This is a genomic window from Candidatus Cloacimonadota bacterium (assembly GCA_020532085.1).
Taxonomy (GTDB): domain Bacteria; phylum Cloacimonadota; class Cloacimonadia; order Cloacimonadales; family Cloacimonadaceae; genus Syntrophosphaera.
This window is the reverse complement of sequence record JAJBAV010000049.1, coordinates 1-13038: the sequence shown is the minus strand read 5'-3', so window position 1 is coordinate 13038 and position 13038 is coordinate 1. Positions and strand designations below refer to the sequence as shown.

Genomic DNA, 13038 nt, shown 5'->3' with positions numbered 1-13038 from the left:
TGTTGGACTTGGACAGTACCATGATGAGCGACCTCTTTTTATCACCAAAACTTCAAATTCCCCATCGTTTTTGAGGCACTTGGACATTCCCAGGGATTATCAGGAATCTTGCGCCATATATACAATAAAATGATCTTAAAGAAATTAGCATATTTCAAACGCCCTAATCGTCTGGTTCATCATCTTTTGGACTTGGACATTTGAAGTTTTGGTGATGAAATTTGAAGTATTCAGTGAGGGTTTATACGGATCAAATCAGCCAGATTACCCGATGTTGGAGAAAAAGCACTTGACAGAACAGAGCAGCCTGGGTTTATCGTAACCATCATTACTGTAACGGTGGTTACGATATGCGTTTTTACGATCGTGAACAAGAGCTCAGCGCGCTTCAGAAGGTGCATGGGCAGATTAGTAGCTCTTCCAGGCTGACGGTTGTGACCGGCAGACGCAGGATCGGCAAAACCAGACTGATCAGGCAGTTTTGCCAGGACCGGGAAAGCCTCTATCTCTTTATCTCCAGAAAGAGCGAAGAGGTGCTCTGCAATGAGTTTATGGGCTATATTGAAGAACTTTACCGGCATCAGAGCTATGGCAGGATTACCCGGCTGATCGATATCTTCAAGCTGCTCTTTGATCTGGGAGAACAGCGTGAATTGATCGTGGTGGTGGATGAATTTCAGGAGCTTTTACAGGTAAATCCCGGTTTTTTTGCGGACTTTCAGCATCTGTGGGACAGCCGCAAGGCCAGCAGCCATCTGCATGTGATCGTCTCAGGCTCGGTTTACTCCATGATGCACAGAATATTTATGGAATACGAGCAGCCTTTGTATGGACGGGCCGACCTGGTGATCAAGCTCAAAGCCTTTCCAATATCCACCCTAGCGCAGATCTTGAAGGAGGAACATGCCTTCTCCGCGGAAAACCTGCTGGCTTCTTACATCGTGAGCGGAGCGATTCCACGTTATCTTGAAATCCTGAGGGATGCGCACGCGCTTGGCAGAGAAGAGGCTATTGATCTGATCTTCAATGAATACTCCGTCTTTGCCGATGAGGGTAAAAACCTCCTGATCGAGGAGTTTGGCAGAGATTATGGGGTCTATTTTTCTATATTGGAGTTGATTGCCAGCGGGAAGACCTCCAGAGTGGAGATCGAATCTATCCTCGAAAGCGGAGTGGGTGGCCATCTGGAGCGTCTGGAAAAAGATTACAGCCTCATAACCCAGGTGCGTCCTTTCAACGCCAAACCGGGCAGCAGATCGGTGAAATACAAGCTGGATGATCCCTTCCTGGCTTTCTGGTTCGCGTTTTTCTACCGTTACCGCAGCGCCTTGGAAAGCTCCAATATCCCTTACCTGAAAGAACGTTTCCGGGAGCAATATCCTCAGTATGCCGGCTATTGGCTGGAACGGCTGTTTGCGGACATCTATATACAGAGCGGAGAATATAATCGGGTGAGCTCCTACTGGGAGAGCGGCTTCACAAACGAAATCGACCTGGTGGCCGTGAACGACGCTGCCAAACTGATGGTGCTGGCAGAAATCAAACTGCAAAAGAAAAACATCCGCAAGGATCAACTGGTCCAGAAAGCCGCAAAGCTGCGGAATCAGTATCCTGATTACCGGATCGAATATCGCTATTTGAGTTTGGAAGACCTCGGGAAAGCTTTTTAAAAAATGAGCTAAGGCTCACAACCTATTTTCATCAGCGTTACTTTGCGTGAATGCCGCTTTCCTCCTGCTTCCAGACGGAGGATGTAAACACCGGAAGCTACGTCATCGGTCGGCTCATGCCGCTACTGACCCTGTTGGCCAGAGAAGATGGCATTGTCAGTTATGCGCGGTATAAGTATTATAGCCTTGCAGAGAGTTGGATTTTTCATCCCCGGGTAATTGAGGATTTGCTTTCAACAGCACCGGATAGTATTCCGCAATTGAGGGATAGATATGCCTCTTGGTTTCATATTCGCAGAGTAGATCGTGCATGACAGGTGTTTGCGGGGCTTTGTTTTTTACTGCGTTCTCTAACATCCATGTTATGTCCTTCATTGTGATGATGTTTTCGAGTACCAGCAGTCTGGTATTTATTGCCCAGATGATGCTTTCGTTCAGTTCGCAACACCAGTTGACCTGGTCCTGGCTAATTGCATCAGGTTCGGCGAAAAGACCAAAGGTGAGGGGATTGATGACGTGATGCGAGAACTCATGCCAGACAGCGGACAGCAAGATACGCTCCAGGCCTTTGTTCCGTTCCGCTATGTCTAGCCTGGATCTGCTGCACAAGCAATACACTGTTTCCGCTTCCCTTCCGGGGTGTGTGATGGACATAAATGTATTCATCAGAGTGGACAGGATAAGCTCCGTCCGGGGGAATGTGATACCAAGATAATCTTCGAGAATCGCTTGGACTGGTCTGCTGTCCAACAGGATGTTCAGTTTTCGGAGATACGGGGCATATTGTTCTTCCAGTAGGCTATAGTATCGATCGAAGTTACTTTGCCCGGCAAAATCCCGGAGCCATGCGGCATAACGCTGAATTGAGTTTGTGCCTTTGATGAATTGTTGCAGATATGATGTATCAGTCACAGGGTCGAGGGTATAATCCCCCGCTAATGACAGAGCGAAAATTGAGAAGATATCCCAGTTAATTTCTTCTTCCCATACAGTAGACAATTTGGTTACAGCAGGCAGATGAGAATGATCGCCCAAAATCTCCCTGACCAGCTTTGCCTGTGGGTCATCTGAGCAAACGTACAAGCCAGGATTATAGTAATCCGAAAGTTGCAGAACGGCAAAAATGAGTTCCATCCGCTTGTCCAATCTGATTTGCATACTTACTCCATGTAGTGTTTCAAAAAAACTGGGTGCTCTCTGCCAATCCTGCCTACTAATAGTGGCAAGGGTCTTTCAATTTAGCCGTAACACCTTCCTGGTGATGATCTCCTTACCCTGTTCCAGCCTCAGAAAATATACTCCGGAGGGGTGTGCAGATGCATCCCACTGAATGGAGTGAGAACCTGATGTCAGCAACTCCTGATGCAGGGTTTGCACAAGCTGACCTCTGAGGTTATAGACGCTCAGCTTGGCAGGGCCGGCTTTGGCACAATTGATCTCAATGGAGCATGATCCCCGGAAGGGATTGGGATAAGCGCTCAGTTCCAGGTTGGCCGGAGGAATCTGCTCATCGGAATTGGGAGAGCCCATTTCGAGGGCGAAGCAGTGGACGCGGCCATCGTAGCCGATCAGGTAAAAGTGGTCGTCCGAGTGCAGAGTATAGCCAAAGTAGCACACCTGATAGCTGTAGGCACGCACGGTCTGATCAATGTAATCTATGAGGCAAAAGCTGTGGGGGCCTTGATCCACCTGGCTGATGGCCACCGCGAAGCGATCATCGAGACGAAACAGACTCTGGGCCCCGGGGTAGGCGCTCAGATTCGGAAAACCGCCGATGTCTTCCAGGATGCCACTGTTTAGCTGCCAGTTTTTGAAGGTGTTGAGTTCCCTTTGATCGGGCGGGTAGGAGGTCCCAATACCATACACGCTGCTGAAACTGAGGGACGAATAGGGCACAAAGCTGCCGATGTATCCATAGCTGTAGGGATTGGGGTTGGAATTGGGGATGCCGGCGGTGATCAGGTCGTTATCCTCCACCCAGGCCAGCATAAACCAGCTCTGGTTGCGGTCCAGCCCGTCTGAAATGCCGATATAGCTGAGTTGGTCTGTGACCGGCGCGGTGGAGGACATCAGATAGAAATCCATATAAGGCCACCAGCCATCGGGATAGCTGTGGACGATCTGGCTGCCCTGCACCAGGAGGTCCGGAAGGTCATTGAAGCCGTAGGTGGTCATCAGGAAATAGCCATCCGCCAGTTCGTAAAAGCTGTAACCGCTGTAATGGGTTGTCGGGTGTTCGTGGAAGAGCTGGAGGGTGTCCGTAGTGAGATCAATCCGGTAGATTTTGACCGGGCCTCCCCCAGGATAGTTGAAATGGGCGCACCAGCCAAAGAGGTCGTTCACGATCAGATAAGCCGGCTGAAAGTCCATATTGATGCCTGGGTGGTTGAAGACGTGCTGGCTGGTCCCCTGCTCCCCGGTGATCAAGACCAGGCTGTGGTCTCCGGCAATAAAAGCGCTGTAGAGCTTGCCATCTTTGAATGTGCGGTAGAGGGGATAGCCGTTGATGGTCTCCCAATCCGGAGGGGCTGTAAATGTATGGATGGTCTGCAGCGGCGTCACGACGGCATCGGGAGTCACGAAACCCCGCTTGATGGTCACGCTGGAGTTGGTGACCTCAAAATCGAAGAGGGCCAGGGAATCTCCCACCATACCCACCACGTCATAGCTGTAGGGAATAGCCTGGCTGATCCCCACCCGGCTGATGCGCATCTGCTCTCTGGCCTCCAGTGTCTGCCAGGGCAGCATGATAGCGGCCATCAAGATGATAGCAGCCTTTAGAGACAATTTTTTGTAGCTCATAAGATCACCTCTCTGAGGAATAAGTGCAGCAATTCTAATGCCACATAGTCAAATATCTGGCAACTGCCACCCATGCTACAGGGATTTCATCAAGCTGTTCCGAATCAGGCGCTTAGCCCCCCCTATAAGGGATCCTTCACGGCGACAATCTTGAAGAACATCCGGGCTTGGGTGCTGTTATGGGTGTAGCTGCAAATACTTGTGCTGCCCAGCAGATTGCCGGCTCCGGGAGTGAAATCAGGAGTCTCGGAGGCATAGATCTGATAAGCGCTTATGGTGACAGGATTGCCGTTTACATCTTCCAGCACCGGCTGCCAGGAGATGATAAGGCTGGATTCCGAGACCTGCAGGCTGATGCCCTGAGGCGAAAGCGGGGCCGCGGGAAAAAGCGAGGCATAGACGTGGTTTGATTCCACGGATTCCCCTTCCGGGCTCAGATATTCTGCCGTGATAAAATACAGATAATCCTGAGCATAGACCAGATCATCGTCCACAAAGCTATTCACGCCAAAGGGAATCGTGGCGAGCAGCAGCCCATTGCGGAAGAGCTTGAACTGGTGGGGCGTGCCGGATATGGGATCCAGCCAGGAAAGGCTGATGCTTTGGGAGCCGGCCTCAGCGGCCAGGTTCCGGGGTGGTTTCAGAGATGACGAAATCTGCTGCACGCTCACATCGTCCAGAAAAATGGTCCCGGGAGAGCTGTCCAAACCGTGAAAACCCAGGTAATAGGCCCCGGACTGGGTGGTGCTGAACAGCACCTGACGCAGGGTGAAATTCGCGTCCTGGGTTGAAGATACGGTGGTTTGCAGGATCTGGGTGTTCATGTCCGCGGCATTGCGTTCACTGCCAAGGAAGACCAGGAGGTCATCGGTCTTGCGATAGCCAGCTTGTCTCACATAGAAATTCAGCCTGTACTGCAGGCCTTTGCTGAGGCTGATGGCGGGGCTGAACATCCAGTCGTCAAAGCTGTTATAGACAAAATTGGAGCCCAGTCTGGCGCTGTTGGGAGCGGAGCGGGATGAGAGGCTGGAGTTTGACCATTGGCCAAAATCCGCGTTGGCGTTGATGGTAAGCCAGTCATAGGGCAGTTGAGGAGCGGTAAATGAATCAAAATTTTGCACATAGGGAAATTCCATGATGGTGTTTTGATCCATGGTCGTGAAATAGAAGGTGGGGCATTCCGGAGCGTCACCCAGAGAGTTGTAGGGCACTACTTTCCAGTAGTAAGCAGTGTTGTAGGACAGGTTTTCCAGATAATACAACTCGTTGGTAAGGCCCAGCTCAATTCCATTGTAGATGTCGGTGGGAGGATTGTCGCTACCCAGATAGAAACGATAGCCCAGCGGATCGCCCTCGGCGTGAGCCCAGGCAAAGACAGGCTGGAGCGAAACTCCCGAGCCGGGGTTGGCCGGCTGGGGATCGGAAACCGGGGTTGGCAAACGCAGGATTTCCAGATTGTCTATATTGATCCTGCCCGCTTCGGCACTGGTGAAGCCGTGAAAGCCAAAATAGATTATGCCGGTCTGAGAGGAGCGGAAAACCACCTGGGCCTGATTCCAGACGTTGGTGTAAACCATGGCATCATTGTAAAACAACTGCTGAGTCATGGCGGAAGGCTGGGGCTGGTTGCCACGGTATAGCTCAAGCTTGGCCGAGCTGCGGTTGCGGTCGTTGCGGTATCTGAAATTGATGACGTAGTAGCTGCCGCTCTGAACATACACACCCGGCAAAAACAGCCAGTCATCCGCAATAAGCTCCGAGCTGTTGAGGCTCAAAGCCCGGCTTGAAAACGAGCCCAGCGTGGTTCGGGAGATCCAGGTCACGCCATCCTGGTTGTCATTTTGCTGGAAATAACCCAGCGGAAGATTGGGCGTGACCAGGGCTTCACAATCCTGATAGTAAGGGAAGCTGTCGATCAAGGCTTCCGGCATGGTAGTGAAGCTGTACACCGGGTTGTTTTCACTATCACCCAGCGAGTTATAGGGGATCACCTGCCAATAGACGGTGTCCTCATAGGGCCACAAAGCCTGATGCTCATAGAATTTATTGTTGCCAATATCCAGGTTGCTGACCAGGTTGGTGGGAGGATTGTCCGTGCCGATGTTGATCCTGTAACCCCATACATCTCCGGTGTTTTCCCAGCTCAGCATGCCATTGTTGACGGTGATCCCGCTGGCATTGTCGGCAGGGCTGGGTGAGTGAACTGGTTGGGCCGGAGTGGTGGTGAGCAACTGGATATCGTCCAGGTATAAATAGACGCCGGTGTTGCTGAAACTCCCGGAATAGCAGTTGAATCCGATGTAATAGTTGCCAGTAACGGAGGGACTGATTACGCAGGAGTCGAGGCTCCAGATGGTATTGTTCACGTTGTCGTTGTCATAGATGAAATTGGTCATCAAATCCGGTAAGGGAGTCATTCCAAGTGCTATTTTCAAGCTTCCTGGATACAAGCCCAAGTTGCTCCTGAGCCGGAATGACAGCTCATAATCGAAGCCGGCATAGAGCCTGACGGGAGGGCTGATGGCCCAGTCGTCGTTAGCCACTCCCGAAACCGTGCTTCTCTCCACTCTCAGCACATTGGGCGCGCTGAAGGGAGAGCTGTTCGCTATCACCTTCCAGGCCTTGCCATCCGCGTCCTGATCGAACTGGACCCAGTTTTGGGGCATCAGGCCGGCCGAAGAGGAATCGAAGTTTTCGGTATAGGGCAGTCCCTCGATCACATTATCAAGCTCGGAAAAGAAAGTCCAGACCGGGGGATCGATTACTTCCCCATAGTTGTCGTAAGGAATCACGGACCAGTAATACTGCTCGTCGTTTTCCAGATTCTGGGGAGGCGTCCAGCTCAGGGTGTTGCCCAGATCCAATCTGTAATACACATTCGAGGGGGGATTATCCGTCCCCAGTGACAGGTAGTATCCTGTGGGAGAGCCGCTTTGCACCTCCCAACTGAAGGTGACGTTCAAGGGAACTCCCACGCTGTTGACGGCGGGTTGGGGATTGCTGAGCCCGGCCGTGCTGATGCCTCGGAGCAGAAACTCGTCGATGCCAACCCCGGTGTGATATGTGAAATACGGCCCGCCGAAGTTGTGGAACAAAAAGTAATACACGCCACTCGCGGCGGGAGTGATGATCTGTTCATAATAGACATAACTTGATAAATCTATCTCCTCATCGATCATGACGGTTTCTTTGGGGTGGTTGGGATCTTTGGAAGTGGAGTAGTAAAGCCCCAGTTTGGCGTCTCCATATTGACCGTAGCGCCGGTAATAAAAGGAGAGCTTGTACTGCGTTCCGCCATGCAGGGTCATTCCCCGGCTCACAGCCCAGTCGTCTCCCTGGGTGTTGTCATCCACCTGGCACACCAGTTGTTTATCCCCTGCCTGGGGCACCCCATACACACATTTCCAATCCTCGGAGTCGTTGTTGGCATTGATGGATTTCCAGCCCTCGGGCAGCGAATATTCGTCGTCCACCTCAAAGCCTTCGTAATAGGAGATTCCGGTGAGGGGGGCTGAATCCACGGTCATGAAACTCCGGACGGGGGGCTGATAGGCCTCGCCATATTCGTCGTTGGGCACCACCTGCCAGTAGTAGCGGGTATCCACAAGCAGGATATCGGGGTTGGTCCAGATGTATGTCCCGGCTGGGAGTTCCAGGCCGTTAACCATGCTTGAGGGAGGGTTGTTGGTCCCCAAATACAGCTTCAAACCATTTGGGACCGGACCGCTATTGGTCCAGGACAGAGCGGTGGTGATAGAGACATCGCTGGCATTATCGGCTGGATAGGCAGCGGTGGTGGCAGCCCGGCTATAGCGCTGAAAGCTAAGGTCATCCAGATAAATGTCGTTGCCGTTGGCACTGATGGCTTTGAGCACGATGTAATAGTTTCCGTTGCTGGGAGGATTGATCAGAAAGCTGTAACGGTGCCAGCCTGGACTGCTGGCCACCGGACTGAGCCCGACGGCACGATGCACCGTACCCAGCAAGACAGGCGCACCGTTCAGATTGGGCAGGCCATTGCGGTAGATCTCCAGTTTATCGGCATTGGCGGGATATCCCTCATCCCGGTACATCCAGAAATTCACCGCGTAAAAGGCATTGGGCTGTTGCCCAACCACGATTTTGGGACTGGCCAGATAGGCATATCCACCCGTGTTGTCGCGGCAGGGATAGCTGAGCATGGCATCCCCGGAATAGCTGTCGCAGACTGGGTTGCCGCCCTCGCTTACCCGGTGGAAGGTGGCAGTTCCCTGCAGGGCCGCGCTGCCATAGCCATCAGGAGGGAAGATGTCCGCTTCAAAGGATTGAGTGAGGGGATTGATCTCAAAATTGATATAGGGATCCCCATAGTAAAAACTGATGGTCTCACCCGCGGAGCCGATGTTTTGGATATTGACACCGCTGCCGCTGCCGTCCGAGAAGAAGGGGCTGGGGTTGGTGGTGCTGTTGAAGGCCGTTCTGTGGGTTTCGGCACTGAAATTGGCCAGGTTCAGTGATCCCGTCGTGGTGAGGGTGCCAAAAGGTCTGTACACATACAGTTCGTCCGGTGGGCCGTCGGCATTGCCGTTTCCGCAATCGGTTTTTACCCTCCAGACCAGCATTCCACTGCCCGGCAGGCTGGATTCAAAGGTGCCGGTTTTGCGCCGGTATTCCACCAACAGATATTCATTTTCCGCGAGGGGAGAATTGATCCGGAAGACGTTGTTGGTAGAGGATGTAAGGGGGTTGAGGGTATAGGTCTGGTTGGGAGTGAGGGTGGGGATGTCAGAAATCCAGCCGGTGTATTTCCACTTGATGAAGGCGCTGGTGTGCTGGGGCGGGGAGGTATTGCCGGCCATGATGTCCCAGACCCCAACCGGTGAAAAGGTGCTGGATTCCGAATAGTGATAGAGGTCCGGCGCGCCCAGGGTGTGAGTGAATTCATGGCAGGCTGTGGATAGGCCGGACATAAACTCCAGACCCAGATTGTATTCACCCACCACCTTGGCTCCCAGGTTCAAGCCCAGGCTGGCTATCGACGATTTGTGAGGCCAGAGGAAGTTTCCCCAGCCATCGTGTGAACCGCGGAACAGAAAGATCACGTTGTCTATATAGCCATCGCCATCGGCATCAAAGTTGATGCCTGGAGGCAGCATCGGGTTCACATAGGCGATGATGGAACTGAACAGCTCGTATCTCCTCTGAGCATAGTTGTCATCGGTAAGGCCGTCAGGGTTGCTCACCTCGTTGTAGGTGGCAAAGTAGTTGCGGGGCTGATAGTGCTGGTAGGAAATGATCGTATCCCCACTCTGGGGGGGCAGCATGTGAGTGACCACGCTCAGGCTCTGGTAGGATTCCTCGTAAAAGTAGTTTCTCATGCTCGCCACGCCGGGAGCGCTGCTGTTATACATGTCATTCTGGGCGGAAGTGCTGAAGGTATATTCATCCTGATCGCTGAAGCGCACATAGATGATCAGATTGTTCAGGGTACCGGTGGTGGGAGTATCCCGGTCCTGGTCCCGGCTTTGCCACAGATCGCGCTTTGCCTCATATTCGGCTCTGGAAATATTGAGCCGGGGCACAAGCCCATGCGCGGTAGGATCATCCCTGCCCGGAACGGCAGTCCCGGCTACCAGTCCACCGCCTGATTTTTGGGCATAGACATAGTATCCAGTTTGGGGATGGAGGATGATCGTATAGCCGTCTTTATCGTGCAGCCAGTTGTGAAATTCGTCTCCGCTGGCAAAGCAATTCAGGATCGATCCGTCTGCCTGGCTTAGTGTGGTGGGGACGTCTGTGAACCAGGCAGCCCATAAGCCCACACATGTCGTCCATATGATCAAAGTCAAGGCTGAAAGCCGTTTCATCGCTCTCATAAAATCTCCTTCGGGCAGGGAAATGTAACAGGTTTTCACTCTGAGGTCTTTGGGAAACTTGTCAAGACTTTTTGCCTTGTTAGTTACCCACTCGATTTGAAAGAGAGTATGCGTTCTCACTAATTTTTTCAAATCGTATCACCATTTTTTCAAATCGGCAGTTTTATGGGTTCTCGATATCACGATTTCTTCAAACGAGTATCACGATTTTTGCAAATCATCTTATCACTTCTTAAGCAGAAGGTAAAATCCATTTTATCTAACTCGCAACCAGATATTTGCAAAAAAACCATTAGCAGCCTGTCAGTAGGCTTGTACAGCTGTTTTCCTCATCCTCGGTTTCGGTTTTATGCCAGATTCCTTACGCATTTTTCCCAGTATGCCGGGTTGAATGAATGTGCCCAGCTTCAGGATCCCCTCTTTTGATAAGACTTTGTACCCGCTGCAGTCGATGCCCACCATATCGATAGATGCCAGTGCTTCCAGATAGACAAAGACCAGTTGCCTGCTCTTGCCATAGTCTGAGGCAATCTCTCGGATGGAGCGATACTGCCTGAAGTCCAGTATGTTGAGGATTTCTTCTGCTACCTGAGTGTTGTAGTTCCACTTGCCTTTTTGATTGAAACCTACATGAGACTGATAGCGGTTACTGCATACGTATAGCTTGTCCTTAGTTGAGATGCATTTGATTTCCTGGTTGGTAAGGAGCGTTCTGATGGACTGTCTGACTGTCTTGGTCTCGAATCCGGTAAGCTCTGCTATGGTTTCTATGTTGAACGGCTTTCGGTACTGATTAACGAAGTTTCGGATTATGTTTTTATTAGTCATAGTTCCACCTCCACCAACACTTTATCCAGCGTGAAATGTGGGTTTTGTCTGAACCTGCTTTCCATGATATACATCAGTTTCATAGCTTTCCTGAGGTTGCCGTTGCAGTTGAAATGGATGCTTTCAATGATCTGGGCTGTCACCTCCACTTCCATCATCTCTTTGGCAAGCAGTTCAATATCCTTTCTGCTTGCAGGCTTGAACTCACAGAAGTAGTTGCATCTATCAAAGTAGTGCGGATTGATCTGTGCCAGACGGTCTTTAGCAGTTTGCATCCCCACCAGGACAACAATGCACAAGGTCTCATCCACGATGTCACGGATCGCTCCCAGTAGTGATTCATGTTTGAAGGCATAGTCGATCTCATCGATTACGACTACAGTATCAGCATGGTCTTCCAAAATACTCAGACAGCGTTTGAACAGGTTATTGGCAGTTCCATACGGTAAATGCTGCCCCAGGTTGAAGCGTTTGTATAATGCGAGCAGTAACTGCTGGGAAAATGATTTGGGTGTGGTGGTAGCCTCCAGCCTCAGATATAAATATCCTTCCCTGAAAGCCATGCGCTGGGCAAAAGTCGTCTTGCCAGATCCGGGACGACCATACAGCAAGCCCAAGCCTACCATTTCCAGCTTAGGTCTGCTCTTCAGAAAGGAGATACAGGCATCTGCCTCCACTACGTTGCGGGTCTTGACCAGTTTGGATTGTTTCATCTTGTGTCTCCTATCTGATTCCTGCAAGCCTGAGCATTTCGGCAAAGCTCTTTATACCGTCGCACTGCTCTGATTCATCAATAACTGCTTGGGGTGCTGTAAGCATCGGTGTCTGGATGAAGGTAGGATTGGCAGCTTGAGTGATTGTTTTGATATGGGGACTGAGCAGCTTATCCACCGCCTCCTGAGTGTTCTTTACCAATGCTCTGGTTCTCTGTTCTGTTTGTCTTTGCAGCTTCTTTATCTGTTGATATTCTTTGTCCAGTTCCTTCCTGGCAATGGGCTGATCGGCTGCCAGCTTGATAAAGGGATGTTGTGCCCGGCGCAGTTCCGCCTGGCAGATGAACTTGTCCTTGGTATCATAGACCAGTATCCATCTGATGTCTGCCGGATCATAACGAAAGATGATGGGCTTACCGATATGATAAATCAGGTCAGGATGCCAGTAATGCAGCTTGCCCCAGACGATGCCTTCATTGCGAACTGCCTTTCTCTCTGCCGAGAGCATCAGGAAGTTCAGTTCAGAGGGATCAATGATCCGTTCGCCAGCGATCTCAGCAGTCCTGCATACATCCCAGGGTGTCTTGCCAGCCAAAGCCCAATGCGGCGTCTCACCATAAATGTGTCTAATGTAGAAACCGATCATACTCATGGCTTCTTCTATCGTAGGTGGCTCGGCTTTGTAGAGTTTCTTTGCCCATTTCTCGTTACGCATCAGAGTGGCAGGTTTATCCTCCACTGCTGCACCCCGGAAAGATGAGACGAAGCGTTCAAATTGCTCCTGGAAGGTCTTGAAGAACCGCTCGATCACCTTTGCTTTGGCATTGTAGCTTTCGGCAAAAACGGCTTCGATATTCAGCTTGGGGAAGATACCGCCCAATTCCTTTGCCAGATCATGGTTTTCCCATTTGTCATGAAAAAGCTTACTCTTGAAGGCTCTGCCATTATCCAGATAGACATATCGGGGTAAGAAGGCTAAGGGATTATTGTTTCCTCCACTGATATTGGTAATACAATCTCTGTCTTGCCACTGTGACGTATTAAGAAAGCCATTGCGGAAGGCGGCCAGGATATGTTGACTATCCTCTGTAAAGGCAAGTGAAGCTCCCACCGGATAACGGCTTGCCCAGTCCAGTACCAGAATCAGCATCATCCGCTTTGCCTTTCCGG

General features: G+C 51.2%; 7 protein-coding genes. 1 reads left to right on the top strand and 6 read right to left on the bottom strand.

The features are described from left to right. Positions 1 to 350: 350 nt before the first annotated feature. Positions 351 to 1670, top strand: coding sequence for an ATP-binding protein (locus LHW45_10170; protein MCB5285936.1), 1320 nt, complete (start codon positions 351 to 353; stop codon positions 1668 to 1670). Positions 1671 to 1826: 156 nt separating this feature from the next. On the opposite strand, the gene LHW45_10165 is transcribed toward LHW45_10170, so the two are convergent. From LHW45_10165 to LHW45_10140, 6 genes are all read right to left on the bottom strand, one after another. Further along, on the bottom strand, positions 1827 to 2828 hold the full coding sequence (locus tag LHW45_10165; GenBank protein MCB5285935.1) for a DUF4932 domain-containing protein: 1002 nt from the start codon (positions 2826 to 2828) through the stop codon (positions 1827 to 1829). A gap of 75 nt (positions 2829 to 2903) precedes the next feature. After that, the gene (locus LHW45_10160; GenBank protein ID MCB5285934.1) at positions 2904 to 4472 is read right to left on the bottom strand and encodes a T9SS type A sorting domain-containing protein; all 1569 of its coding nucleotides are present in this window, start codon (positions 4470 to 4472) and stop codon (positions 2904 to 2906) included. Between the two features lie 122 nt (positions 4473 to 4594). Further along, on the bottom strand, positions 4595 to 10327 hold the full coding sequence (locus LHW45_10155; protein MCB5285933.1) for a choice-of-anchor J domain-containing protein: 5733 nt from the start codon (positions 10325 to 10327) through the stop codon (positions 4595 to 4597). 303 nt (positions 10328 to 10630) lie between these two features. Beyond that, the gene (locus LHW45_10150; GenBank protein MCB5285932.1) at positions 10631 to 11155 is read right to left on the bottom strand and encodes a hypothetical protein; all 525 of its coding nucleotides are present in this window, start codon (positions 11153 to 11155) and stop codon (positions 10631 to 10633) included. Then, the gene (locus tag LHW45_10145) at positions 11152 to 11868 is read right to left on the bottom strand and encodes an ATP-binding protein (GenBank protein ID MCB5285931.1); all 717 of its coding nucleotides are present in this window, start codon (positions 11866 to 11868) and stop codon (positions 11152 to 11154) included. The genes LHW45_10150 and LHW45_10145 overlap by 4 nt, the downstream gene beginning before the upstream one ends. A gap of 10 nt (positions 11869 to 11878) precedes the next feature. Continuing rightward, positions 11879 to 13038, bottom strand: a 1160-nt coding sequence (locus LHW45_10140) for a Mu transposase C-terminal domain-containing protein (protein ID MCB5285930.1), incomplete at its 5' end; no start/stop codon positions are given.